This is a genomic window from Enterobacter sp. E14S, assembly GCF_055666685.1.
This window is the reverse complement of the sequence record NZ_JBVODQ010000011.1, coordinates 66,264-92,015: the sequence shown is the minus strand read 5'-3', so window position 1 is coordinate 92,015 and position 25,752 is coordinate 66,264. Positions and strand designations below refer to the sequence as shown.

General features: G+C 55.3%; 24 protein-coding genes and 1 pseudogene. 9 read left to right on the top strand and 16 right to left on the bottom strand.

Annotation, left to right across the window (positions count from 1 at the left end):
* Nucleotides 1-125 precede the first annotated feature (125 nt).
* The gene (locus ACZ6J2_RS18775; RefSeq protein WP_471726417.1) at nucleotides 126-1,082 is read left to right on the top strand and encodes a polysaccharide deacetylase family protein; all 957 of its coding nucleotides are present in this window, start codon (nucleotides 126-128) and stop codon (nucleotides 1,080-1,082) included.
* A gap of 23 nt (nucleotides 1,083-1,105) precedes the next feature.
* Here the strand turns inward: ACZ6J2_RS18775 and ACZ6J2_RS18770 are convergent, their stop codons facing one another.
* Genes ACZ6J2_RS18770 through rfaD form a run of 6 tightly spaced genes read right to left on the bottom strand, consistent with a single transcriptional unit; the run spans nucleotide 1,106 to nucleotide 7,300 of the window.
* Nucleotides 1,106-2,317, bottom strand: coding sequence for an O-antigen ligase family protein (locus ACZ6J2_RS18770; RefSeq protein ID WP_471726416.1), 1,212 nt, complete (start codon nucleotides 2,315-2,317; stop codon nucleotides 1,106-1,108).
* A complete protein-coding gene (locus tag ACZ6J2_RS18765) occupies nucleotides 2,305-3,213 on the bottom strand; it encodes a glycosyltransferase family 2 protein (protein ID WP_471726415.1) in 909 nt (302 codons plus the stop codon). The genes ACZ6J2_RS18770 and ACZ6J2_RS18765 overlap by 13 nt, the downstream gene beginning before the upstream one ends.
* A gap of 5 nt (nucleotides 3,214-3,218) precedes the next feature.
* Nucleotides 3,219-4,328: a glycosyltransferase family 9 protein gene (locus tag ACZ6J2_RS18760; RefSeq protein WP_471726414.1), complete on the bottom strand. Its 1,110-nt coding sequence runs from the start codon at nucleotides 4,326-4,328 to the stop codon at nucleotides 3,219-3,221.
* 3 nt (nucleotides 4,329-4,331) lie between these two features.
* The gene (rfaC, locus tag ACZ6J2_RS18755; RefSeq protein ID WP_193138768.1) at nucleotides 4,332-5,315 is read right to left on the bottom strand and encodes a lipopolysaccharide heptosyltransferase RfaC; all 984 of its coding nucleotides are present in this window, start codon (nucleotides 5,313-5,315) and stop codon (nucleotides 4,332-4,334) included.
* A 3-nt stretch (nucleotides 5,316-5,318) separates the two neighbouring features.
* Nucleotides 5,319-6,365: an ADP-heptose--LPS heptosyltransferase RfaF gene (gene rfaF / locus ACZ6J2_RS18750; protein WP_069303476.1), complete on the bottom strand. Its 1,047-nt coding sequence runs from the start codon at nucleotides 6,363-6,365 to the stop codon at nucleotides 5,319-5,321.
* A gap of 2 nt (nucleotides 6,366-6,367) precedes the next feature.
* Nucleotides 6,368-7,300, bottom strand: coding sequence for an ADP-glyceromanno-heptose 6-epimerase (gene rfaD, locus ACZ6J2_RS18745; protein WP_013094908.1), 933 nt, complete (start codon nucleotides 7,298-7,300; stop codon nucleotides 6,368-6,370).
* 215 nt (nucleotides 7,301-7,515) lie between these two features.
* Between rfaD and kbl the strand changes: the two genes are divergently transcribed.
* Complete coding sequence (kbl, locus tag ACZ6J2_RS18740) at nucleotides 7,516-8,712, top strand: glycine C-acetyltransferase (RefSeq protein WP_471726413.1); 1,197 nt, start codon at nucleotides 7,516-7,518, stop codon at nucleotides 8,710-8,712.
* Between the two features lie 9 nt (nucleotides 8,713-8,721).
* Nucleotides 8,722-9,749: pseudogene (gene tdh / locus ACZ6J2_RS18735) on the top strand (L-threonine 3-dehydrogenase).
* Nucleotides 9,750-9,776: 27 nt separating this feature from the next.
* On the opposite strand, the gene ACZ6J2_RS18730 reads toward tdh, so the two are convergent.
* Together ACZ6J2_RS18730 and ACZ6J2_RS18725 are read right to left on the bottom strand one after the other, a co-directional pair.
* On the bottom strand, nucleotides 9,777-10,691 hold the full coding sequence (locus ACZ6J2_RS18730; protein ID WP_217072009.1) for a hypothetical protein: 915 nt from the start codon (nucleotides 10,689-10,691) through the stop codon (nucleotides 9,777-9,779).
* A 15-nt stretch (nucleotides 10,692-10,706) separates the two neighbouring features.
* Nucleotides 10,707-11,912, bottom strand: coding sequence for a glycosyltransferase (locus ACZ6J2_RS18725; protein ID WP_048975598.1), 1,206 nt, complete (start codon nucleotides 11,910-11,912; stop codon nucleotides 10,707-10,709).
* Nucleotides 11,913-12,117: 205 nt separating this feature from the next.
* On the opposite strand from ACZ6J2_RS18725, the gene ACZ6J2_RS18720 reads away from it, so the two are divergent.
* Nucleotides 12,118-12,918 (top strand): glycosyltransferase family 2 protein, encoded by an 801-nt coding sequence (locus tag ACZ6J2_RS18720; RefSeq protein WP_471726412.1) that lies wholly within the window; start codon nucleotides 12,118-12,120, stop codon nucleotides 12,916-12,918.
* A gap of 3 nt (nucleotides 12,919-12,921) precedes the next feature.
* Here the strand turns inward: ACZ6J2_RS18720 and ACZ6J2_RS18715 are convergent, their stop codons facing one another.
* The 3 genes from ACZ6J2_RS18715 to gpmM are packed head-to-tail and all read right to left on the bottom strand — an operon-like array spanning nucleotide 12,922 to nucleotide 16,695.
* Entirely contained in the window at nucleotides 12,922-13,854 is a 933-nt protein-coding gene (locus ACZ6J2_RS18715; RefSeq protein WP_471726411.1) for a divergent polysaccharide deacetylase family protein, read from the bottom strand.
* A 3-nt stretch (nucleotides 13,855-13,857) separates the two neighbouring features.
* Complete coding sequence (gene envC / locus ACZ6J2_RS18710) at nucleotides 13,858-15,117, bottom strand: murein hydrolase activator EnvC (protein ID WP_471726437.1); 1,260 nt, start codon at nucleotides 15,115-15,117, stop codon at nucleotides 13,858-13,860.
* 33 nt (nucleotides 15,118-15,150) lie between these two features.
* Nucleotides 15,151-16,695 carry a 2,3-bisphosphoglycerate-independent phosphoglycerate mutase gene (gene gpmM, locus ACZ6J2_RS18705; RefSeq protein ID WP_471726410.1) on the bottom strand — a complete coding sequence of 515 codons (1,545 nt, stop codon included), beginning with the start codon at nucleotides 16,693-16,695 and terminating at the stop codon, nucleotides 15,151-15,153.
* A gap of 247 nt (nucleotides 16,696-16,942) precedes the next feature.
* Here gpmM and ACZ6J2_RS18700 point away from each other — a divergent pair, with 247 nt between their 5' ends.
* The 5 genes from ACZ6J2_RS18700 to cysE all read left to right on the top strand — a co-directional run bounded on the left by ACZ6J2_RS18700 (nucleotide 16,943) and on the right by cysE (nucleotide 20,052).
* Nucleotides 16,943-17,374 carry a rhodanese-like domain-containing protein gene (locus ACZ6J2_RS18700; RefSeq protein WP_023309913.1) on the top strand — a complete coding sequence of 144 codons (432 nt, stop codon included), beginning with the start codon at nucleotides 16,943-16,945 and terminating at the stop codon, nucleotides 17,372-17,374.
* A gap of 11 nt (nucleotides 17,375-17,385) precedes the next feature.
* Nucleotides 17,386-17,637 carry a glutaredoxin 3 gene (grxC, locus tag ACZ6J2_RS18695; protein ID WP_023309914.1) on the top strand — a complete coding sequence of 84 codons (252 nt, stop codon included), beginning with the start codon at nucleotides 17,386-17,388 and terminating at the stop codon, nucleotides 17,635-17,637.
* Between the two features lie 32 nt (nucleotides 17,638-17,669).
* A complete protein-coding gene (gene secB / locus ACZ6J2_RS18690; RefSeq protein ID WP_003860835.1) occupies nucleotides 17,670-18,137 on the top strand; it encodes a protein-export chaperone SecB in 468 nt (155 codons plus the stop codon).
* Nucleotides 18,137-19,156, top strand: coding sequence for an NAD(P)H-dependent glycerol-3-phosphate dehydrogenase (gene gpsA, locus ACZ6J2_RS18685; protein ID WP_023309915.1), 1,020 nt, complete (start codon nucleotides 18,137-18,139; stop codon nucleotides 19,154-19,156). Before secB ends, gpsA begins: the two co-directional genes overlap by 1 nt.
* Before the next feature lie 74 nt (nucleotides 19,157-19,230).
* Entirely contained in the window at nucleotides 19,231-20,052 is an 822-nt protein-coding gene (gene cysE / locus ACZ6J2_RS18680) for a serine O-acetyltransferase (RefSeq protein ID WP_008502718.1), read from the top strand.
* On the opposite strand, the gene trmL is transcribed toward cysE, so the two are convergent.
* From trmL to lldP, 5 genes are all read right to left on the bottom strand, one after another.
* Nucleotides 20,049-20,522, bottom strand: coding sequence for a tRNA (uridine(34)/cytosine(34)/5-carboxymethylaminomethyluridine(34)-2'-O)-methyltransferase TrmL (trmL, locus tag ACZ6J2_RS18675; RefSeq protein ID WP_033147028.1), 474 nt, complete (start codon nucleotides 20,520-20,522; stop codon nucleotides 20,049-20,051). The two genes, cysE and trmL, sit on opposite strands and share 4 nt — an antisense overlap.
* Before the next feature lie 45 nt (nucleotides 20,523-20,567).
* Nucleotides 20,568-21,908, bottom strand: coding sequence for an MFS transporter (locus ACZ6J2_RS18670; protein WP_087823703.1), 1,341 nt, complete (start codon nucleotides 21,906-21,908; stop codon nucleotides 20,568-20,570).
* Between the two features lie 183 nt (nucleotides 21,909-22,091).
* A complete protein-coding gene (lldD, locus tag ACZ6J2_RS18665; protein ID WP_029740822.1) occupies nucleotides 22,092-23,279 on the bottom strand; it encodes a quinone-dependent L-lactate dehydrogenase in 1,188 nt (395 codons plus the stop codon).
* Complete coding sequence (gene lldR, locus ACZ6J2_RS18660) at nucleotides 23,276-24,049, bottom strand: transcriptional regulator LldR (RefSeq protein ID WP_045400284.1); 774 nt, start codon at nucleotides 24,047-24,049, stop codon at nucleotides 23,276-23,278. Before lldR ends, lldD begins: the two co-directional genes overlap by 4 nt.
* Nucleotides 24,046-25,701, bottom strand: a complete 1,656-nt coding sequence (gene lldP / locus ACZ6J2_RS18655; RefSeq protein WP_032650757.1) for an L-lactate permease — start codon at nucleotides 25,699-25,701, stop codon at nucleotides 24,046-24,048. The genes lldR and lldP overlap by 4 nt, the downstream gene beginning before the upstream one ends.
* Nucleotides 25,702-25,752 lie beyond the last annotated feature (51 nt).

Here is a 25,752-nt window from a genome sequence, read left to right as displayed (position 1 = left end):
TTCTAATAGACCTGATAGCGACTTGCACTCTTTCTCCATAATCTCAGTAATTTCCCTGGAAGGGTTTACTCATGCTTTGGAGAGTGCGTAACATAGCGCTAACTTTCCTGTCTTGCGGACTCATTATGAACAAACCAGCGTTTATCATCACAATTGATACTGAGGGCGATAATCTCTGGCAAAATCACCGCGTCATTAAAACGGAAAATGCGCGTTATCTGGCGCGTTTCCAGGCGCTTTGTGAGCGTTTCGGCTTTAAGCCCGTGTGGCTGACCAATTACGAGATGGCGATCGAACCCGTTTTCATCGAATTCGCCAGGGACGCAATCGCCCGCGGTCAGGGTGAGGTGGGGATGCACCTTCACGCATGGAATAGCCCGCCCGAACACGATCTCACGGGAGATGACTGGCGCTGGCAGCCTTATCTGATTGAATTTTCCGATGAGGTGATGCGCGAGAAAGTGCTGTTTATGACCCGCCTGCTGGAAGAGACCTTCCAGACCAAAATGTTAAGCCACCGTGCCGGACGTTGGGCATTTGACAGTCGCTACGCAAAATTGCTTGTTGAACTGGGCTACCAGGTTGATTGCTCCGTGACGCCACGCGTGAACTGGTGCAATGCTAAAGGCGCCCCGCAGGGTAATGGCGGAACGGATTATCAGCATTTCCCCGACCACGCCTATTTCATGGATTTAGATAATATTTCCCGGGCAGGCAATAGCCCATTACTCGAAGTGCCGATGAGCATTCAGTATAAACACCCGGCGTGGTTGAACACGATCAAACAGGGTTACGACAGGCTTCGCGGTAAATACCGCTCCCCTTCTGTGAACTGGCTAAGACCGTCCGGTGGGAATGCGGCGCAAATGATTCAGGTCGCACAGCAATGCCTGTCGCAGGGCAGTGAGTACGTGGAGTTTATGCTTCATTCGTCGGAATTTATGCCTGGCGGAAGCCCAACGTTTAAAGATGAGGCGGCGATTGAAGGGTTGTATCAGGATTTAGAAACGCTCTTTAGCTGGTTGTCTGATAAGACGGTAGGAATGACGCTGGCGGAGTTTTATCAATACAAGAAAAAATAATGCCCGCGACGCGGGCATTATCATTAGCGTTGCCGGGTTTGCGAAAAAGGGGTACTCAGCGCAAACACGGTGACAAAGAAGATTAAGGCTTCTGAACTCAACAGTATGACGTCAGTCAGGCCATAGAGTAATAAAAGAAGCATGGTCGTTAGCAGCAGGCCATTTCTGTTTTTAAGGGCGTAAACGATCATCGATATATAGAAAAACACTAATATCGCCAGCCCTGGGATCCCCTGCAGAGAATATTTCTCAATAAACTCATTGTGCAGATGCACCCTGATAAACTCGAGGGCAGCCGCGAGGTGTGGGTGCCCATTTTTCACATATTGCTGTGTCCATATTTCGCGGTCTTCAACTGACTGCCCTAAAGGATGGGCAAGACCGTTTTGAATACCAACACTCCACATAGAGAAACGAGCGCCGAGCGAGGTTGCATCATTACCTTTTTGATAACTTTCAACTTCAGCTTGTGTTTGTTGTAGCTTGGGTAAGATTAATGGTTTGTAGCTAACGATAACAATACCCGCCACAATACATAAGAAAATCAGCGTAGATTTAAGGTGTATTCTTCTGAAGTGGTAAAGGGTGAGTACAATCGCCAGGATCAAATATAACCCCATTGCGGCACGGGTGCCCGTTAGAAGAATGACGAAATAAGATATTAAGATGATAAGTCCTGCGGCTACATACAGTTTGATATTTTTCTGTAGATAAAGGCTGTATACAAACGCCAGTGACAATACAGAATAAACATAGGCCGACACGGTCGCACGGTTTATGGCCATCTCGATACGCCCCATACCCTGTGAAGCCTGCCATAAGCCATAGCCAGTAGCGAGTATAAACCCTGCACCAGAGGCGTATAAAAAATATTTCTGGAAGGATGCTTTATCAATATAAGACTTAAACCTGTCAAGATAAAAAATGAGAATACTTGCCAGAATTAATTTTTTACTTGCACCGAAATAATCGCTATAAACGTTCAGGCCTTCGCTATGATATTCATACACCAGATACCAGCCAAGATTAAGCAGGCCAATCAATAAAATCGGCAATGCGATAGAAAAAGGACGCACTGTGATTTTTTTATATTCGCACGCTAAGCCGATAATGCTGGCATAAATCGCAATATAGAAAAACTCTCGCTGCTTACCTGAACTCAGCAGCGCCAGCATAAGCGAAATAAGGCTCAAAATCAGCGTCAGCTGATAAAGCCGCAGTTTTACTTTTTCCATAATGCCTCAATGACCCTTTTTTTGTAGCTGAAACGTACATCTCTGGAGAAGAAGAAAGAGAGAGAATAAAGTGCATTGACCCGCTGTTTTACCAGTTTGAGTTGCTGGTCAGTCAGATGCTGCCGGTGGTTTCTGTAGATATCAAACCAGTGACAATTCACAAGATGCTTAAAAGAACGAGGGAATGTTTCTTCCATTTGTAATGTGCAATTAACCAGCGTAGCGATTTTACTGGCGTCGAGACGGCTCGACAAACTGTCGTTACGTTTGATGTAATAATAGTGTCCCTGACGCTGATAGACTATTTTACTCGATTGCATCAGCATGCCGGGAAACACGGCGAAATCTTCATAACAAATCATCGAAGGAATCGGGTTATTTACATACAATTTCCGATGAATGAATTGCCCGATGAGATGTGCCTGAAAATCTTTGTGCTGCAGGAACCGCTTTATTGCCTCATGTTGTGACAAAGCAACAGGAGAGAACCCCTGCCAGTCGGCTGTCATTTTTTTGGTGTCGCGAATTTCCAGCAGGCGCGTCAGGAGCATATCAGGGCGCTCTGATTTGAGAAACGCCACAGCGTCCCTGATGCTGCCCGGTTTCATCCGGTCATCGCTATCCAGCATGGTAATGTATTCACCTGTGGCCAGCGAGAGGGCGCTGTTTCGAACATGGCCTACGTTACGGTACTCGACGTATCGGGATTGCGCATTCGGAAGCATTGGCAGCCACGCTTCAATAATATCCTGCGTTGAGTCATTGGAATTGTCGTTAAAGATAATGATCTCTACATCATCCCCCGCACCCTCAATCGCGTTTTGCAGGCTTTCTAGGGTAGTGTGAAGCGTATCTTTGGCGTTATGCGCGGCAATAATGATGCTTAGAAAAGCCATAATAATTAGTTTCCCTGAGCATCAAAGGAGTATGCGTCTGTATTAATTGTGGGTAACTCGCAAATGAAGTGTTTGAGTTCACGTAGCGCTTCGTCTGTTACAGCGAAGAGTTCTTCCCGGCTCTGTGAGAAGTAATATCGTGTTTCAAAAACATATGAGCAAATGTTGTCATCATTACCAATCAGCAATACGTTGCCCAGCGGACGCTGTTCATAGTGGCAACAAGGCCCGAACAGTAAGATTACCGGCACGCCTACCGCATCGGCAATGTAGACATTCCCCGAGTCAGACGCGATATAGCAATCCATTTTAGAAATGGCCCACGGCAGCTCTTCAAGCGAGATTTTGCCAATCAGGTTAATAAAGTTGGGCAGTTCACCGTAAGCGCGGGTGATATCATCCATCCACGATTGTTCATTCGGGGCGCCAAACACATAAAATTCGCAGGGCAGGTCGGCGAGACGATCGGCAATTTGCTTCCAGATGACCGGCGGAACGGTTTTCGCTTTATTCCCGGCGGCTACGCTGATGCCAATGCGGATCACGCCGGGTTTATCGAGGATTGCCGGATAGGTCGCAGGTTTGAAAAGTGGCTTTGTGGCGTGCTTTGGCGAGTCTTGCCAGGTTAAGGTGCGATCGGCCAGTTTGAGATAGTTCGTGACTGAAAGAGTCTTCTTACCGTGTTCAACAGTACCGTCTGCCGTTGCATAGAAAATACCGTGATACCATCTGCGCGTGTAAGTGCTTAAAAACTTTTTGTTTTTAGCGTTACACACGGAGGCGAAAAAGAGGTTCACGCTATTGGGTTGCAGGAGATAGACATTGTCATAGCGGTTCATGATCCGGCAGGCAAAGACCAGCTTTCGCCACAGGTTACGCTTATGCTGCTCGATAAAAAAAATCTCATCGATCGTCTCATCATGCTTCGCCAGCGCACCTACGCTACGACTGATGAGCACGTCGCTTTTTTGCAGGTATGCCAGAAGGGGCGTTGCATTAACAAAATCGCCGATTTTTGCTGTCTGAATGACCAGGTTTTTACCTGTCTCTTTGCGGAACAGCTTCCGGATAAGCTTCACCGGAAAGAGTAAAATCAGCAGAAATACGTAACTCATGCGTTAGATATCCCTGTTGGAAAGCCAACGGCTGCCCTGTAAAAATGAAAAAATAGCATCTGCGCTGATATCCTTCGTTTGCTGGGTCGGGCTGACCATCTGATGCTGGTTTTTGCCGTAACCCCCGATCAATCCAGGATCGGTCGGACCAAAAATCGTAATATTCGGACGATCCAGCGCTGCGGTTAAATGGCTTAAACCTGTATCAACGGAAACAACAGCATTCGCTCCCGCCAGCTGCGCGGCAACCTGCGCCAGCGTGAGTTTCGGCAATACCTCGACGTGTGAAAAACCTGCTGCCAGACGCTCTGCACGCTGCCGCTCATGTTCAGCGCCCCAGGGCAGTTTAATATGGATGCCGGTAGGTTGCATTAGTTCAATCAGGCTTCGCCAGTGCGTTTCCGGCCAGTGTTTATCGTCGCGCGTTGTGGCATGCAGGAAGACAAGATAAGGCTGAGCACAGGGATCTGTATTACGCAAAAAGTGCTGCGCAATGGCGTAGTCGCCCTGGGTTTCCGGTTTCGCATAGCCCAGGCTTTTTGCAAACAGCTCGCGGGTACGTTCTACCGCATGCTGTTGCTTTGCGATGTGGTGGCGACGGTTATAGAACAGGCTCGCCAGCGGTTCGCGGGCGGTATGCCAGTCCATGCCGTGCTTTACGCCATGTGCCAGACGCGTCACCAGCGCGGCGCTTTTCACCAGCCCCTGGGCGTCGATGATGGCGTCGTAATGCTGTGCCCGCACCGCCTCACGGAAGGCTTTGCGTTCGGCTTTAATCGGGGCGGAGAACCACGCTTTGCGCCAGCGGCGAATCGCCACCGGGATCACGCGGTCAACCGCTTCATGCCAGGTGGGGATCTGCGCGAAGCCTTCTTCCACCACCCAGTCAAAACGAATGTCGGGAATGGCCCGCATGGCGTCCGTCAGTGACGGGAGCGTATGCAGAACATCGCCCATCGAAGAAGTTTTAACGATCAGTACCCGCATTCGTTATCCTTCTTCGCTCAACAGCAGTTCGTTAAGCTCTTCGAGAACGCGCTCTGGCGTAATGTCGATCAGGCTCTGATGGTAGCCTTCTGCGGCATCGCCCTTGCGTACTTTGTGGTAGCCGGTGATCAGGCGGATGACGCGCGCTTTATGAGAAAGCGGGGGCGTGAAGTCCGGGCTACTTGGGCCATACAGCGCCACCAGCGGGCGGTTGAGCGCAGCGGCGACGTGCATCAGGCCCGAATCGTTGCTGACCACGGCCTCACAGGCGGCAATCAGGATAACAGCCTGTTCAAGCTGCGTTTCTCCCGCCAGGTTGCGGCACCAGGCCTGCTGTTCATTACTGAGCGTCGCGAGAATTTCGTTGCCTGCCTCGTGGTCCTTTGCCGAACCGAACAGGACAATCTGGTAGCCTTCGTCAATCAGCTGTTTCGCCAGCTCCGCATAGTGGTAGTGCGGCCAGCGTTTTGCCGGGCCGAATTCGGCGCCGGGGCAGAAGCCAATGATCGGGCGTTCAGACGATAGACCAAACGCGTTACAGGTCTGGGATTTTTCACCGTCGTTAACCTGAAGCTGTGGCCAGAGCAGCGGCTGCGGCAGGTCTTTCGCACTGCGCATCACGCCTTTGTCGTAGGCCAGCGCCACATAGCGCTCCACCATCAGCGGCCAGGCCTCTTTATCCAGCACCCGCGCGTCGTTCAGCAGGCCGTAGCGCATTTCACCGCGCCAGCCGGTGCGATGTGGGATGCCTGCAAAGAAAGGCACCAGAGCGGATTTAAAGGAGTTTGGCAGGACATACGCGCGATCGTAGCGCTTGTCGCGCAGGCTATGGCCGAGCTTGCGGCGTTCGCCGATTTCCAGCGCCCCGTGGCCAAGCGGCATCGGGATCGCCTCGTTCACTTCCGGCATACGCGACAACAGAGGACGGCACCACGCGGGTGCCATCACGTCGATTATCGCCTGGGGATAACGCGCCTTGAGCGTGCGATAGAGACTTTGCGACATCATCATGTCGCCCACCCATGACGGGCCGATCACCAGAATCTTCATACTTATGCGTCGCGGTTCAGCCAGGCCATATATTCCGTTACGCCTTCGGCAACGGTCTTGAACGGCTTGTCGTAGCCTGCGGCGCGCAGGTTGGTCAGGTCAGCCTGGGTGAACGCCTGATAACGGCCTTTCAGCTTGTCAGGGAATGGAATGTACTCGATGCTGCCTTTTTTGTGGTACGCCAGCGTTGCGTCAGCCACCGCCTGGAAGGACTCCGCGCGGCCGGTACCCAGGTTGAAGATGCCGGATACGCCGTTTTCCCAGAACCACAGGTTCACTGCGGCAACGTCGCCCACGTAAACGAAGTCGCGCTTAAAGCCGTCGCTGCCTTCGAACAGTTTCGGGCTTTCGCCGTTATTCAGCTGGGTGTTCAGGTGGAATGCCACGCTCGCCATGCTGCCTTTGTGACCTTCGCGCGGTCCGTACACGTTGAAGTAACGGAAGCCGACGATCTGCGAGTTCGCTTCAGGCAGCACCTGACGCACGTACTCGTCGAACAGGAATTTGGAGTAACCGTAGACGTTTAGCGGCTGCTCATACTCGCGGGATTCGATAAAGTCCGAGGTGCGGCCGCCGTAGGTTGCCGCGGAGGAGGCATACAGGAACGGAATTTCGCGCTCCAGGCAGTAGTGCAGGAGCTCTTTGGAGTACTGATAGTTATTGTCCATCATGTACTTACCGTCCCACTCGGTGGTGGAAGAACACGCACCTTCGTGGAAGATGGCTTCGATCTCGCCGAACTCTTCGCCTGCCATAATCTGGATAAGGAAGTCTTCTTTATCCATGTAGTCAGCGATGTTCAGATCCACCAGGTTGACGAACTTGGTGCCGTCTTTCAGGTTGTCAACCACCAGGATGTCGGTGATGCCTTTGTCATTGAGAGCCTTAACAATATTGCTGCCGATAAAGCCCGCGCCGCCGGTAACGATGATCATAACTGTAACCTTTGAAGTGTGGAGCCCGGGGACAATCCCGGACGCTAATGTCTCTATCATATCATTAGTATGGCTGCCCTTCAGCCATTCACCTTCACAGCGCAGGGGTACGCGTGATTTATGCTGCAAAAACGACAAGAGATGACGTGTCATCTCGTCATGAACTATAGGTTTGGGTAATATGTCCCGAAATTTGCCGAGTCTGGAGAATTGCAATGCGTGGTGATTTTTACAAACAGTTAAACAGCGACCTCGACACCGCACGTGTGGAAGGGTTGTTCAAGGAAGAGCGTATTATCACGTCTGCCCAGCAGGCGGACATCACCGTTGCCGACGGCAGCCATGTGATCAACTTTTGTGCGAACAACTACTTAGGTCTTGCGAATCACCCTGAGCTGATTGCCGCTGCAAAAAACGGCATGGACACCCACGGTTTCGGCATGGCCTCCGTACGCTTTATCTGCGGTACGCAGGACAGCCATAAGCAGCTTGAGCAAAAGCTGGCGAGCTTCCTCGGAATGGAAGACGCGATTCTGTACTCCTCCTGCTTTGACGCCAACGGCGGTCTGTTTGAGACCCTGCTTGGCGCAGAAGATGCGATTATCTCCGATGCCCTGAACCACGCCTCCATCATCGACGGCGTACGCCTGTGTAAAGCGAAGCGTTTCCGCTATGCCAACAACGACATGGTCGAGCTGGAAGCGCGCCTGAAAGAGGCGCGTGAAGCGGGCGCTCGCCACGTGCTGATCGCCACCGACGGCGTGTTCTCCATGGACGGCGTGATCGCCAACCTGAAGGGCGTGTGCGACCTGGCGGATAAATACGACGCGCTGGTGATGGTCGATGACTCTCACGCGGTTGGTTTTGTCGGCGAAAACGGCCGCGGTTCCCACGAATACTGTGACGTGATGGGCCGCGTGGACATCATCACCGGTACGCTGGGCAAAGCGCTCGGCGGCGCGTCCGGCGGCTATACCGCCGCGCGTAAAGAGGTGGTCGAGTGGCTGCGCCAGCGCTCTCGCCCGTATCTGTTCTCCAACTCCCTGGCGCCGGCCATTGTTGCCGCCTCCATCAAGGTACTGGAGATGGTGGAGTCCGGCGCTGAGCTGCGCGACCGCCTGTGGTCCAACGCCCGTCTGTTCCGTGAAAAAATGAGCGCCGCTGGCTTCACCCTGGCCGGTGCCGATCACGCGATTATTCCGGTGATGCTGGGCGATGCGGTCGTCGCGCAACAATTTGCCCGCGAGCTGCAGAAAGAAGGGATTTACGTCACCGGGTTCTTCTTCCCGGTGGTGCCAAAAGGTCAGGCGCGTATCCGCACCCAGATGTCTGCGGCGCATACGCCTGAACAAATTGAACGTGCGGTGGAAGCCTTTACCCGCATCGGCAAACAGCTGGGCGTAATTGCCTGAGGACGTGTGATGAAAGCGTTATCCAAACTGAAAGCGGAAGAAGGGATTTGGATGACCGACGTGCCGGAGCCGGAAGTCGGTCATAACGATCTGCTGATCAAAATTCGTAAAACCGCCATCTGCGGTACTGACGTTCACATCTACAACTGGGACCAGTGGTCGCAGAAAACCATTCCGGTACCGATGGTTGTCGGTCACGAATATGTCGGTGAAGTGGTGGGTATCGGCCAGGAAGTGAAAGGCTTCCAAATTGGCGACCGCGTCTCCGGTGAAGGCCATATTACCTGCGGCCACTGCCGTAACTGCCGCGGCGGGCGTACGCACCTGTGCCGTAATACCATTGGCGTGGGCGTAAACCGCCCGGGCTGCTTCGCGGAATACCTGGTGATCCCGGCGTTTAACGCGTTCAAAATCCCGGACAATATCTCTGACGACCTGGCCTCCATCTTCGACCCGTTCGGCAACGCGGTACATACGGCGCTCTCCTTCGACCTGGTCGGTGAAGACGTGCTGGTCTCCGGCGCGGGCCCAATCGGCATTATGGCCGCTGCGGTGGCCAAGCACGTGGGCGCGCGCAACGTTGTGATCACCGACGTGAACGAATACCGTCTGTCGCTGGCACGCAAAATGGGCGTCACCCGCGCGTGGATGTTTCGAAAGAGAGCCTGACCGACGTGATGGAAGAGCTGGGCATGACCGAAGGCTTTGACGTGGGTCTGGAGATGTCCGGTGCGCCACCGGCGTTCCGCACCATGCTCGACACCATGAACCACGGTGGCCGTATCGCGATGCTGGGTATTCCGCCGTCAGACATGTCTATCGACTGGAACAAAGTCATCTTCAAGGGGCTGTTCATCAAGGGCATCTATGGCCGCGAGATGTTCGAGACCTGGTACAAGATGGCGGCGCTGATCCAGTCCGGTCTGGATCTGTCCCCGATTATTACTCACCGTTTCTCCATCGATGAGTTCCAGCAGGGCTTCGACGCGATGCGTTCCGGCCAGTCAGGAAAAGTGATCCTGAGCTGGGATAAGTAATCAAAAAGGGGCCTCAGGCCCCTTATTTTATTGCTTCTTTTTCTCTTCGTCCGTCAGGTAACGCACCTTGCGGGTGTAGTCCTGACCTTTGAACAGCAGTTTGTTATCCGGCGATTCAAGGTACTTCTGCCATTCGGAGAGAGGGAAGCCGCCGTGCGCGCCAATCACCTCTTTCGGAACAACGGCTTCCTGACCGCCGATTTTTTTCGAGACCGGCCAGTTCATCCAGTCACCCAGGTTAACCGTTTTTAAATCCAGCATGTCCAGCAGTGCGGCGAGCGGCAGCTGATCGGTCGGCGGCTGCGTATCATCCATCAGCTCCCAGGTATCCTGGAACAGCGTCAGCCACAGCGGGCAGATACGGCGCCAGGTTTTTTTGGTTGCCGCAAGAAACGCGCCGTTAACGTGATCGACCAGATACGGGCGCACCGTCTCTTTGTAATACGCCGGCACTTTCTCCGCTGGCGCACCGTCCAGCTTGGCAATCATTTTGCCCTGACGGAAGCTGGAGTAAATGTGCATGTCGGCCATGTTGATCTCGGGCATCTTGAGCAGGTTGAGATCGGAATCGATCATCAATACCCCTTCACCGCGCGCCTGCAGCGGGGCGTTAAGCTTCACCAGACGGCTGAGGTAGATCTGCTTATAGCGGTAACTTTCCTCACGTACGGGAAGATTTAGCGTCACTACGCGGGTTTTCGGCGGCAGTACCCCAAAGGCGGATTCAGGCTGATCGCTGACGATGACGATTTCGCTCACCCCGGTGGCATAACGTTCCGCGAAGGTGGCAGAGAGTAATGCTTCTTCGACGAAATCTGCGCCGGTACACGGAATCACAATAGAATCCACCGCAGCAAGCGCGCCCGTCACGGGCAGAGAGCTGTAAGGAATGTTGTGTCGCCCGGTGATATGACGATAGCGAGCATTAAGAAATTTAAACATAGTTATCTCGTTTGGTTAGTGCGCGCCAAGCACGGCTTCGACACCGCTGACATAGTTTTCGATGGCATAGGTATGACAGACGTTCTGGTATGCAGCCGCAGCCAGTCGAGCCCGCAGGTCAGCGTCTGCCCAGATATTGTCCAGATGCTGTGCAAGCTGTGAAACATCGCTCCAGGGGAAGAGCAGCCCTGTCGAGTCATGGTCAATCAATTCCGCCGTGCCGGTCACCTGAGAGCCAATCACGGGGATATTGAGAAGCATCGCTTCCAGCACCACGCGCGGCAGCCCTTCACTTTTTGAGGCCAGAATAAAGGCGTCAAACGTAGCGAGGTAATCAAATGGGGTATTCTGAAAACCGGTGAAGATGACGTGGTTTTCAATTCCCAGCGTTCGGGCCTGTTCCGCTAAAGCGCGGCGTTCGGCACCTTCGCCGACCAGCACCATTTTCCATTTCGCCTCGGGATGCTTCTGGCTGAACTGTGCCAGCGCCTCCAGCGTGTGGTGGTTGGCTTTGCGAGGGATTAACGACCCAATACTGCCGAACACAAACGTGTCGTCATCAATGTTCAGGCGCTGGCGCATCGCGCGTCGGTCAGGTAAAGGCTGGTGGATGTCGATGGCATTATTGACCGTCGTACACAGTTCGGGCCGGACGCCATGCTGAAGCAACACGCGTTCAACGCCGTGCGAGACGGCGATGATTTTTGTGGCATGGGCATTAACCAGCTTTACCAGCGGCGGGGTTAAAACAGGCTCAATGCGGCAGTGCTGGATCAACCGCGCCTGCAGGTTCGCCGCCGCCAGATAGCCTTCCTCGTTTGAGCCCGGCTGGTTATTCATATAGAGCGTATCGAAACCGCCCTGCGTGAAAAGGGTTTCGATTTTGCTGACGTTAGGCCTGATGCGCCACATGATATCCACGTGACGCGTCAATGCCTTGCGGGCGCTGCGTGAGAAAAACAGCAGGCTACGTCCCGCTTCCTTCAACAATTTAGCCCAGACCGGCTGCGGACGTTGAGGGATCACGATGAGCGGGATGCCGATGCCGTTGAGCACCTGGCCAATCGTCTCACCTTCGGCACGACTATAATCACTGTAAAAACAACAGGTAATATCGAATTTATCGCGATTGATTCGCTTCAGGAGCTCAAGCATACTGTTGGTGCCTCCCCCCCATTCTTTACCCGTATCCAGGAGGAGAATTTTACTTTTGTGCGGCATGTCTGAATCCGTGTGCTACCCTTCATCTGACTGCATTATAAAGAATCTGTTGAAATAAAATAGATTTTTCTATTTTATTGCGTTTCAGGATTAGACAAAATTTCAAGCGTGCTTATTTTAAAAGTGTGAATCAGGACTTTAATCGTCTCTACTCATTTATATAGTATTAATAATATTAATTTAGGCTGCTATTGAGAGTGGGAAAATGTTTAAAATAACGGTCTGCTTATTAACGTTTAATTCTGAAAGATTATTGCACGATGTTATCCCGCCTCTTTTGAAAATAGCGGATGAAATTGTCGTGGTCGATTCTGGCAGTACGGACAAAACACGATATATTTGTGAAAGCTTTGGACTGCTACCCGTCTATAAAAAATTTGGCTGGCATGGCGAGCAGATGAACCATGCCATATCCTTAGCCAGCAATGACTGGGTCCTGTGCATCGACAGCGACGAAATTCTTGACCAGGAAACGGTTAATGCCGTTTTAACGTTAAAAGCAGGCGATGAGCCAGACCCCGGAATGGCATGGCGAATATGCCGCCACTGGTTTGTTCTGGGTGAAGAAGTCCGGACGATTTATCCAGTTTCATCCCCTGATTATCCTGTGCGTCTTTTTAACCGTAAACAGTCCCGGTTTAATAACAGGCCGGTAGACGATCAGGTCGAAGGTTTTCTCCGTTGTGAACGTATTCCGGGTTATGTAAAACATGATACGTTTCCCACACTGCATGAGCTTTTTAACAAATTAAATTGTTATACAACCCGCCTGGTTCAACATCAAAAAATACAGCCCTCAATTGGACGCGGCGTAATCAGCGCCATCGGGGCTTTTTTCAAATGGTATCTGTTTAGCGGCGCCTGGCGTAAGGGCAAAGTGGGGGTGGCGACGGGACTGTATGCCACAGCCTATAGCTTTTTGAAGTATTTCAAATCCTGGTATCAGCATCAGGAAAAAAAAGAGTCCGTTGCTAACGAGCAGACGGACTCTCAGATTGCGAAATAAGCGTCAGGCTTTCTTACCCCATCCCTGCCACTGCTGCTGGACGTATTTCACCAGGGTACTGTTACTGATGCTGTCTCCGATGACGGAGAAGAAGCGGGTCGCATAGACTGGTTCAGGCGGTTGCTTCGGTACACAGCGCTTCACGCCGCGGAACGGATTACGCGGTGCTGTCGGGACGGGCTGCGCAGAATTTGGTGTAGAGGTATCTACCTGTGGCTCGTTCAGCAGATCGCTCGGACGCACCAGCGTGATATCGGAAGGTAAGGTCGGCAGCATCTGCTGCAGGACGCGAACGGTAGACGGGTGCGGGTGACCGATGGCGATGGCTGAGCCATTGCGGCGGGCCAGCTGTACCGCGCGATTAAACTGCATGCGGATATCGGCTTCGTTCTGGGTATCATCCAGGAACACCTTGCGCTTAATCACCTTTACGCCGGTTCCCTGAGCGGCACGCATCGCCTGGCTGTTGCCGATGGTCATGCTGTCGAGGAAGTAGAGGTTGTAACGCTCCAGCGCCTGCATCACTTTGAGCATCCCGTACAGGCTTGATGTCATCGCGCTGCCCATATGGTTGTTCAGCCCTACGGCATACGGCACTTTGTTATAGGCGTCGCGGATGATGCGCTCGATCTCCTCGCTGCTCATGTCCGGGCGCAGGGTGTCTTTTTCCAGCGGCTGCTTGCTGAGCGGGGCCATCGGCAGGTGGATCAGCACCTGATGACCGCTGTTATGGGCTTTGGTCGCCATCTCACGCGCGTGGGGCGCATTTGGAAGGACGGCGACAGAGATGGCCGACGGCATCGCCAGCACCTGATTTTCATAGTGTGGACGATAACCGAAGTCATCAATCACGATAGCGAGTTTACCTGCGTATACTGGTGCAGCCAGCGCCAGCGCGCTGACGACGGAGAAAACCATTCGACGAAATTGAAGCAAAACTTATCTTCCCAACCACGGCTGTGGATTGACCGCCTGACCCTGGCGACGAATTTCGAAATAGAGTGACGGGCGGCCCTGACCGCCACTGCTGCCCACAAGGGCGATGGGTTGGCCTGCGCGCACCTGCGTGCCGACGCTGACCAGCGCGCTCTGGTTGTAGCCGTAAAGGCTCATGTCACCTTTACCGTGTTCGACCACCACCACCAGTCCGTAACCCTGCAGCCAGTCGGCCAGAATCACGCGGCCATCGGCAATGGCTTTTACTTCGCTACCTTCAGACGCACCGATAACGATCCCTTTCCAACGTAGCTCACCCTGCAGCTGTTCGCCATAGCGATGCAGAATTGAACCGCGAACGGGCCAGAAAGCCTGACCGCGAGGAGAGCCCAAACCGCCGGTACGCGACATCAGAGAACGTTCGCTCTCGCTTGGCTTGTAGGTAGTGCCTTTGCGGGATGCTTCCTGCTGCTTATCGCGAACGGCCTGCGCCTCGCGAGCCTCTTTTTCGGCGCGCGCTTTCGCCGCCGCTTCCGCACGGGCGATGCTGTTACGCAGTTTTGATTCGTTGGCGCGCATTTCACTCAGCTGGCTCTGACCTTCCTGAATGGAGGATTCAAGGCCGGAAAGGGTTTTCTTACGCTCGTTGCGCGCCTGCTCAAGCTTCGCCTGCTGCGCTTTTTGTTCGTAGAGCAACGTCTGTTGCTGGCTCTGCTTCTCTTCCAGCTCCGCTTTTTGGGTGGAGACCTCTTCGCGCGTCTGCTTCAGCTGCGCGATAGTCTCCTGACGCGCCTGGTTGAGATAGCCAAAGTAGGCCTGCAGGCGCTGGCCGCGCTGGCTCTCTTCGCCGCTGAGGATCAGCTGGAGTCCGGTATGTTCACCCTGGCGGAATGCGGCATCAAGCTGTGCCGCGAGGTTGCGCTCCTGCGCATCACGCTGGCGCTCGAGTTTGGCAATCGACGCGTTCATCTCGTCGATCTGTTTATTCAACTGGGCGAGGGTGTTTTGCGTTTCACGGAGTTTACGCGTGGCGGCGGAGATCGCCTCTTCCTGCTGCTTAAGCTGGGCGAGCAGGGCGGAGCGCTGCTGCTGCTGCTGGCGTACCGCACGCTCTTTGGCGGCGATATCGGCCTGAATGGATTTCAGCTGGTCGCGGTCATCCGCGTGGGCGGATGCGGCGCACAGCAATACGCCAGCGCTGAGTGCGCTGGCGTAAAACAGAGGTCTGACTGATAACCTAAGCGGCTTCACGACCCATGTGATTGAAAAAATCGCCTTTCCCCTCATGGGGAGCGATTATTCCACGATGAACAGCGGCTTACCAGTCATCTCTTCAGGGATCGGCATACCCATCAGCGACAGCATGGTTGGCGCGATGTCGGAAAGCTTGCCGCCTTCCACTGCTTTCAGTGACTTATCACCCACATAAATCAGCGGAACAGGCAGGTTGGTATGAGCCGTGTGCGCCTGGCCGGTCGCCGGGTCGCGCATCTGTTCAGCGTTACCGTGGTCAGCGGTGATCAGCAGCTGGCCGCCAACGGATTCAACCGCTTTCGCTACCTGCTCAACGCAGTGGTCCAGCGCTTCAACCGCTTTCACTGCCGCTTCCATCACCCCGGTATGACCCACCATGTCGCCGTTCGGGTAGTTACAGATGATGGTGTCGTACTTACCGCTCTTGATGGCCGCAACCAGTTTTTCCGTCAATTCTGCAGAGCTCATTTCTGGCTGCAGATCGTAGGTAGCGACTTTCGGGGAGTTGATCAGAATGCGGTCTTCACCTTTGAACGGCTCTTCAACGCCGCCGTTAAAGAAGAAGGTCACGTGCGCGTATTTTTCAGTTTCGGAAATACGCAGCTGCGTTTTGTCGTTCTTCGCCATCCACTCGCCAAAGGTATTTGCCAGAGATGCTGGCGGATACGCGCAAGGCGCTTTGATGTCTGCGGCGTATTCAGTCAGCTGGATGAAGTCCAGTTTTACCACTTTCTTACGGACAAAACCGTCGAAGTCGCTGTTGACGAACGCACGGGTGATTTCACGCGCGCGGTCAGCGCGGAAGTTCATGAAGATCAGCGCGTCGCCATCTTCCATGGCGGCATCAGCCTGGCCTTCAGCACGAATCACGGACGCTTTCACGAATTCGTCGTTTTCATCACGCGCATAGGCCGCTTCCAGCGCCTCAACGGCGGTCGCGAACTGGAACTCGCCTTTTGCCAGGGTCATCAGGTCATAGGCCTGTTCAACGCGATCCCAGCGGTTGTCGCGGTCCATGGCGTAGTAACGGCCAATGATGGACGCTACGCGGCCTTTGCCCAGCGCGGCGAACTTCTCCTCGAAGGCTTGCAGAGAGCCTTTTGCGCTGCGTGGTGGCGTATCGCGACCGTCCAGGAAGGCGTGCAGATAGATTTTTTCCGCACCGCGCTCGGCGGCCAGTTCAACCATCGCCATGATGTGATCTTCGTGGCTGTGAACGCCGCCAGCAGAGAGCAGGCCCATAATGTGTACGGCCTTGCCAGCGGCAACGGCTTTATCGACCGCGCCAGACAGCGTTGGGTTGGAGAAGAAGGTGCGTTCTTTAATTTCAACGTCCAGACGCGTCAGATCCTGATACACAATACGCCCGGCGCCCAGGTTTACGTGACCGACTTCGGAGTTGCCCATCTGGCGGTCCGGCAGACCCACTTCCAGGCCAGACGCGTCAATCAGCGTATGCGGACGTTTCGCCCACAGGGCATCCATGACCGGGGTTTTGGCGTTGAAAATAGCGTTATCCTGGCTATCTTCACGGTAGCCATAGCCATCCAGAATCACCAGTACCATAGGTTTTTTAGAAACCGACATTGCGACAACCTCATGCTCAAGAGTCAAAATTTGCGTAATTTTACTACAGCTGAATCGATCAAATAGCCGCAGAAGATCAAAGAAAGCGCAGGGGCAAGATGTTCACCAGACCATTTTGAGGCATTTTTTTAGGTGGCATGCCGCAGAAAATGGATTAGGTTATGGTCGCTGGCTGTATTTGCCAGAACGCACAGGTATACTCCTGTCCTGGTTTTTTTTATCACTTAGTCGGGAGTACTTACCCTCCATGCAAGAAATTATGCAATTCGTTAGCCGCCATCCGGTTCTGAGCATCGCGTGGATTGGCCTGCTGGCTGCTGTGCTGTTCACCACATTTAAGAGCCTGACGTCTAAAATTAAGGTTATCACCCGTGGTGAAGCGACGCGTCTGATCAACAAAGAAGATGCCGTCGTGGTCGATCTGCGTCAGCGTGACGATTTCCGTAAAGGTCACATTGCGGGCGCAATCAACCTGCTGCCAGCTGAAATCAAAGCGAACAACGTCGGTGAGCTTGAGAAACACAAAGCCCAGCCGATTATCGTTGTCGATGCGACCGGCATGCAGGCACAGGAATCTGCCAGCGCGCTTCATAAAGCAGGCTTCGAAAACGTAACGGTGCTGAAAGAAGGTATTTCCGGCTGGAGCGGGGAAAATCTTCCTTTGGTACGCGGTAAATAAGGAGTTCAGTCATGGCCAATATTGAGATCTATACCAAAGCGACGTGCCCGTTCTGTCATCGTGCGAAAGCGCTGCTGAACAGCAAAGGCGTCACGTTCCAGGAACTGCCGATCGACGGTGACGCGATTAAACGCGAAGAGATGATCAAACGTAGTGGTCGCACGACGGTTCCGCAGATTTTTATTGATGCGCAGCACATTGGCGGCTGTGATGACTTGTATGCGCTTGACGCCCGTGGTGGACTCGATCCGCTGCTGAGCTAAGAGACTTTAGGACAATTAAAAAGGGTATTTCCATGTCAGAACAAAATAACACCGAGATGACTTTCCAGATCCAGCGTATCTACACCAAGGACGTCTCTTTCGAAGCGCCAAATGCGCCACATGTTTTCCAGAAAGATTGGCAGCCAGAGGTTAAACTTGATCTGGATACCGCATCTACCCAACTGGCAGATGACGTGTATGAAGTCGTGCTGCGTGTGACCGTTACCGCATCTCTGGGTGAAGAAACTGCATTCCTGTGTGAAGTACAGCAGGGCGGCATCTTCTCTATCGGCGGTATCGAAGGCAACCAGATGGCGCATTGCCTGGGTGCGTACTGCCCGAACATTCTGTTCCCGTATGCGCGTGAATGCATCACCAGCCTGGTTTCTCGCGGTACATTCCCGCAACTGAACCTTGCGCCAGTTAACTTTGATGCGCTGTTCATGAACTATCTGCAGCAGCAAGCTGGCGAAGGTGCTGAACAACATCAGGATGCCTGATGAGCACTGTTAATGCGTCAATGACTGTGATCGGTGCCGGCTCATACGGCACCGCTCTTGCCATCACGCTGGCAAGAAATGGTCACGAAGTGGTTCTCTGGGGCCACGATCCAAAACATATCGCAACGCTGCAACGCGACCGTTGTAACGTGGCGTTTCTTCCGGACGTTCCCTTTCCCGACTCCCTGCACCTTGAAAGCGACCTTGCGACCGCGCTGGCGGCCAGCCGCAACATTCTGATTGTGGTTCCGAGCCATGTATTTGGCGACGTGCTCCGTCAGATTAAGCCGCTGATGCGCCCGGATGCACGCATTGTCTGGGCGACAAAAGGACTGGAAGCCGAAACCGGACGCCTGCTGCAGGACGTTGCCCGTGAAGCGCTGGGTGATGAGATCCCGCTGGCGGTCATCTCCGGCCCGACCTTTGCCAAAGAGCTGGCCGCTGGCCTGCCGACGGCGATTTCGCTGGCCTCCACCGATCAGGCCTTCTCCGACGATCTTCAACAGCTGCTGCACTGCGGCAAGAGCTTCCGCGTCTACAGCAACCCCGATTTTATCGGCGTGCAGCTGGGCGGTGCGGTGAAGAACGTGATTGCGATTGGTGCCGGAATGTCAGACGGCATTGGTTTTGGTGCCAATGCGCGTACGGCGCTGATCACCCGAGGACTGACCGAAATGTCCCGCCTGGGCGAAGCGCTGGGTGCCGATCCGGCCACCTTTATGGGTATGGCTGGCCTGGGCGACCTGGTGCTGACCTGTACCGACAACCAGTCTCGTAACCGTCGCTTTGGCATGATGCTCGGACAGGGCAGCGATGTTAAAGGCGCGCAGGAGAAGATTGGTCAGGTGGTTGAAGGCTACCGCAATACCAAAGAAGTCCGCGAGTTGGCGCACCGTTTCGGTGTCGAAATGCCAATAACCGAGGAAATTTATCAGGTATTGTATTGCGGAAAAAATGCGCGCGAGGCAGCATTGACCTTATTAGGTCGTGCGCGCAAGGACGAGCGCAGCAGTAACTAGTCGGAACCGTTGTCACCTGAATGACCCAGCCAGCGCAGAACTGGCTGGTCATTAACTATCGTCTGGAGTAAGCAATGCCGTGTGAAGAACTGGATATCGTCTGGAACAATATTAAAGCCGAAGCCCGGGCGCTGGCCGACTGCGAGCCTATGCTGGCCAGTTTCTACCACGCGACGCTACTCAAGCACGAAAATCTCGGCAGCGCGCTGAGCTATATGCTCGCCAACAAGCTGGCTTCCTCGATCATGCCAGCTATCGCCATTCGGGAAGTAGTGGAAGAGGCTTACGCTGCAGACCCGGAAATGATCGCCTCTGCCGCCTGCGATATTCAGGCCGTGCGCACGCGTGACCCGGCGGTCGATAAATATTCTACGCCGCTGCTGTACCTGAAAGGCTTCCACGCCCTGCAGGCTTACCGCATCGGCCACTGGCTCTGGAATGAAGGTCGCCGCGCGCTGGCGATCTTCCTGCAAAACCAGGTTTCCGTGACGTTCCAGGTCGATATTCACCCGGCGGCAAAGATTGGCCGCGGGATCATGCTCGACCACGCCACCGGGATTGTCGTCGGGGAAACGGCGGTCATTGAGGATGACGTCTCGATCCTGCAGTCGGTTACCCTGGGCGGTACCGGTAAAACCAGCGGCGATCGCCATCCGAAAATCCGTGAAGGGGTGATGATTGGCGCGGGTGCCAAAATCCTTGGCAATATCGAAGTCGGGCGCGGCGCGAAGATCGGCGCAGGCTCCGTGGTGCTCCAGCCCGTGCCGCCGCATACCACCGCCGCTGGCGTACCGGCGCGCATCGTCGGTAAACCAGACAGCGATAAGCCTTCCATGGACATGGATCAGCACTTCAACGGCATTCACCATACGTTCGAGTATGGTGACGGCATTTAACTTCTGAGAATGGCGCCCGGATACCCCAGCTGGCGCCATGCTTCATACACCACCACCGACACCGCGTTCGACAGGTTCATGCTGCGGCTGTCCGGCATCATCGGAATACGGATTTTCTGCTCAGCGGGCAGGGCATCCAGGATCGTGGCCGGCAGGCCGCGGGTTTCCGGGCCAAACATCAGATAGTCACCTGCCTGATAGCTCACGGCGCTATGGGCTGGCGTGCCTTTGGTGGTCAGGGCGAACATGCGCTGCGGCTTTTCGGCTTCCAGAAACGCGGCGTAATCGTGATGGCGAACGACGGCGGTAAATTCATGATAATCCAGCCCTGCGCGACGCAGACGTTTGTCGTCCCACGTAAAGCCCATCGGCTCAATGATATGCAGACGAAAACCGGTGTTGGCACACAGGCGGATAATATTGCCGGTATTTGGCGGAATTTCTGGTTCGAATAAAACGATGTTAAGCATGCTGCCCCCTTAATTGCGGGGGCAGAATAGCAGAAAAGAGAGGAACTACGCGACGCCGGGTTCCTGCGAGCGGCTGTAGAGCATTTTGTAGACGGTTGCCGCAGCGGCCACCAGAGCGGGAACGCTGAGGATCATTAAAATACTGTCTGCCTGCCACTGCATAGCGAGAAGCTGGGCGCTGGTCATGGTTCCCGCCACGCCGCCAAAGCGGCCGATCCCCTGCATCCAGGCGATGCCCGTCGCGCGGCACTCGGTAGGGTAAAAGGTGGCGGCCAGGGTTTGCATGCCCGATTGCGCGCCGTTCATCGCGATCCCCATCAGGAAAATCAGCCCACCAAACAGAGCGATATGGTTATGCTCAATACCCAGTAAAAGAATAAGGCCCATTGTCAGCACGAAACCACACGCGACAACTTTATGCGCTTCCCAGCGGTCCATCATCCAGCCCGCGAGCAGAATGCCTGCGGTGCCGCCGAAGGTGAACAGCGAGGTGAGCCAGGCGGATTCCACCAGAGCATAGCCCATCCCCTGCATCAGCGTCGGCATCCAGCTTAGCAGGACGTAGTAAATCACCAGCCCCATAAAATAGGTCACCCACAGCATCAGGGTGCCGGGCAGCCAGGGCATGGAAAAGAGCTGCGACACGCTCCCTTTTTTAGAGGCGACTTTCTCCTCCGCCAGGAAAAATCCCGTGACGCTATCCAGCGTGCTGCGGGCGAACCGGCTGGCAATACGGCGGACCTGCATGACGTCCTTCCCGCGCTGCACCAGAAACTTCACGGACTCCGGTAAAAACAGCGCCAGCAGCAGCGTTAAAATCAGCGGCGCAATCGCCCCGGTCAGCAGCACGCTTCGCCAGCCGTGATGGGGGATAAGCCAGGAAGAGATCGCGCCGCCGCCCGCTGCACCCAGAGGGAAGCCGCAGTACATGGTATTAATCGCCATGGCGCGACAGCGCTGGGGGGCAAACTCGGAGATCAGCGTGATGGCGTTAGGCATTGCGGCACCGAGGCCCAGGCCCGTCAGAAAGCGCCACAGCGTCAGGGTATTCAGACTTTGCGCCCAGGCCGTCCCCAGGCTCGCAAGGCCGAAGAACAGGCACGAAAAGACCAGCACGCGCTTGCGACCCATCCGGTCCGATACCGGACCAGCAATCAGCGCGCCCAGCGACAGCCCCAGCAGCGCAGCGCTCAGCACCGGCCCCAGATCCTGTTTGTGTATCCCCCATTCTGCCGACAGCGTAGGCGCGATGTAACCCATCGCTGCCGTATCAAAACCATCGATCGCCAGAACCAGAAAGCCCAGCACAATGAGCAGCCAGTGAAACCCTGAAAAGGGACTCTCATCGATCACCTGCTGAATATCCACCTTACCTGAATACGCCATACGCTCCCCCTCCGATCTGATGTTGTTTTTGTGTTCTTGTATTTGCTTGTCTATACAATTGCGGACGGCAGGGAGATGTCAAATTTTCTTATCTAATATGTTACCTGGATGTTATTTTTGGCGTAAAAAAGCGCCCGAGGGGAAAATCGGGCGCGAGAAAAAGGTGTATTAACGGAGGAGAATTTACGCCGCGTTTCCCTGAGCCAGGGGAGCCAGCGCCGCCGGTAATTTGCTTAACTCCTGCACCAGAGAATCCTTACTGATTTCGCTAATCGTTCTTGCACCTGTCAGCGTCATCGCCACCTTCATCTCTTTTTCGATCAGGTTGAGCAGATTCGCCACCCCTGCCTGGCCCGCCGTCGCCAGCGCATACAGATACGCGCGCCCCAGCAGCACGCTGTCGGCGCCCAGCGCAATCATGCGCACCACGTCCAGCCCGTTGCGGATGCCGCTGTCGGCCAGGATCGCAATATCGCCTTTCACCGCATCGGCGATGGCCGGCAGGGCGCGTGCGGAAGAGAGCACCCCGTCAAGCTGGCGTCCGCCGTGGTTAGAGACCACAATCCCGTCTGCGCCGAAGCGTACCGCGTCGCGGGCATCTTCCGGATCGAGGATCCCTTTGATCACCATCGGGCCGTCCCAGAACTCGCGGATCCACTCCAGGTCCTTCCACGAGATCGACGGATCGAAGTTGTTCGCCAGCCAGCCGATGTAATCTTCCAGTCCGGTCGGTTTACCGAGGTAAGCCGAGATATTACCGAGATCGTGCGGACGACCGTTCAGGCCGACATCCCACGCCCACTGCGGATGAGTAACCGCCTGCCAGTAGCGGCGGAGCGCGGCATTCGGGCCGCTCATGCCGGAGTGGGCATCACGATAGCGCGCCCCGGGCGTTGGCATATCGACGGTAAAGACCAGCGTGGAGCAGCCCGCCGCTTTGGCGCGCTCGAGCGCGTTGCGCATAAAGCCGCGATCGCGCAGGACGTACAGCTGGAACCACATCGGGCGTTTGATGGTCGGGGCGACCTCTTCAATCGGGCAGACGGACACGGTGGAAAGGGTAAACGGAATGCCTTTGGCATCCGCCGCAGCGGCAGCCTGCACTTCACCGCGGCGGGCATACATGCCGCATAAGCCTACAGGCGCGAGCGCCACGGGCATGGAGAGAGTTTCGTTGAACAGCTTTGTCTCAAGGCTCAGGTCAGACATATTCTTCAGCACGCGCTGGCGCAGGGCCACTTCCGACAGATCTTCCACGTTGCGGCGCAGGGTGTATTCGGCATACGCCCCGCCGTCAATGTAGTGGAACAGGAACGGGGGCAAAATGCGCTGCGCCGCGGCGCGATAGTCACTGGCTGCTGAAATAATCATGCTTTGTTCTCCCTGGAAATATCACTGTCGCCAGGCAGACGGGTAATACGCGCCTGTCGGGCCTGGTCTTCATCGAATCGTTTAATGGTGGTGTGCACGAAACCGAGATGCGCCATCATCGCTTTGCGTGCGGCCTCGGCATCACCGGCCAGAATGGCGTTGAGCACCGCCTCGTGCTGTTCGGTTAGCCGGGCAAACACTGGCGGAACCAGATACATGCGCTGGCGGCTCTGCTTCACGGAGGATTGCAGCAGGTCGAAGAACCCGCGCATGGTCTGAAGCAGCACCACGTTGTGCGACGCCTCGGCAATCGCCAGGTGAAAACGGACGTCCGCCTGGGAGGCGATGTCCGGGTCGCTGCTTTGCGTGGCCTCAAAGCAGGCGATGAGTTTCTCTTTGTCGGCGTCGGTTGCCCGCATGGCCGCGTGCCAGGCGGTACTGGTTTCGATGGCGTGACGCGCTTCAAGGATGTCGAAGCTGTAGTCCGGGTCGTTCTCCATCAGCGTCTTCAGGGGCTGCACGATGTTTTGCTCGGACCAGTCGTCATGCTGCCAGCGCACAAAGGTGCCGCCGCCGCGACGGCTCACCAGCACGCCTTCGCTGACCAGCGTCGCCAGCGCCTCGCGCAGTGAATTGCGCGACACGCCAAGCTGGGCGGCGAGCTGGCGTTCGGCGGGCAACTTCATGCCCGCTTCCAGCTGTTGTTCTTCAATCAGCGCCCGCACGCGAGAGGCAATCTCGTCGGACAGGCGTCTGGGCATCACTATCATGGGATCATCCAGGTTAAGACATAGGCCTGCAGGGTGGTGATCACCCCCACCATGCAGGTGAATATCAGGCTGTGTTTCACGGTAAAGCGGAACAGATCCGACTCTTTACCAACCAGTCCCACCGCCGCACAGGCAATGGCGATGGATTGTGGAGAGATCATTTTCCCGGTCACGCCGCCGGTGGTATTCGCCGCCACCAGCAGGACGTCCGACACGCCAATCTGCTGGGCTGCCGTTGCCTGCAGCGCGGCAAACAGGGCGTTAGACGAGGTATCGGAACCGGTCAGGAATACCCCCAGCCAGCCGAGGAACGGCGAGAAGAAGGTGAAAGCGTGGCTGGTATGGGCCAGCGCCAGCGCCAGCGTCGATGACAGGCCGGAGTAGTTCGAGATAAACGCGAACGCCAGCACCATGCCGATGGAGTAAATCGGCAGCATCAGCTCTTTAATGGTCGCGGCAAAGGTCTGCACCGCGGCCGCAGGCTTCATGCGCAGCCACACCACGGAAAGGATAGCGGCAAACAGGATGGCGGTACCGGTGGCGGAGAACCAGTCGAATTTATAGACAGCGGCATACGGCGTAGCGGCGTGCACCACCGGCGGCATACGGGCGACCATCTTGTCGAGGAACGGTACAGAGATGTTAATCACCATGTCGTACAGCGCGCCGCCCGGGGCGAACAGGGCTTTAAACGGCGGGATGCTCCACAGGGTCACCGTTGCGGTCAGGAACAGGAATGGCGACCAGGCGCGGATCACCTGTCCTGCCGTATAGCCCGTACGGGCCAGGGTTTGATCGACCTGCGAGGCGCCCATGTCGGCGAAGCGGAAAATACGCACCGGCTGCCAGCGCTTCAGGAACAGCGTCAGACAGACCAGCGACACCAGCGAGGAGATGATGTCCGGCAGCTCCGGGCCGAGGAAGTTCGAGCTGAGGTATTGAGCGATAGCGAACGAACCGCCCGCCACCATCACTGCAGGCCAGGTCTCCTTCACGCCGCGCCAGCCGTCCATAATCGCCATGATCCAGAACAGGACGATAATGGTCAGGAAGGGCAGCTGGCGGCCAACCATCTGGCCGATCTCGAAGCTGTCTAGCCCGGTGACCTGTCCGGCCACCAGAATCGGAATACCCATCGCGCCAAACGCAACCGGCGCGGTGTTCACAATCAGGCACAGGCCAGCGGCATAGAGCGGGTTAAAGCCCAGCCCGACCAGCAGCGCGGCGGTGATCGCCACCGGTGCGCCAAAGCCTGCCGCGCCTTCAAGAAATGCCCCGAAGGAGAAGCCGACAATCAGCATCTGCAGGCGCTGGTCCGGCGTGATGGAGAGAATCGACGAACGGATTATGTCGAACTGCCCGGTTTTCACCGAGATTTTATAGACAAACACCGCCGCGATGATGATCCACGCAATTGGCCACAGGCCGTAGAAGAAACCGTAGACGACGGAGGCCAGCGCGCGATCGACCGGCATTTTATAGAAGAACAGCGCCACCATCAGGGCGATAGCAACGGTATACGTCGCGGCGAGGTAGCCCTTCAGCTTGAGCTTAATCAGCGCAAAGAAGAAGAACAGGATCGGAAGCGATGCGATCAGGCTCGACAGCCAGATATTTCCGGCCGGGTCGTAGTTTTGTTGCCAGAGGCTCATGCAGGTCTCCTGGGGACCAGACAGCCTGCGCTGCGGGTGAGTCTCCGCTCA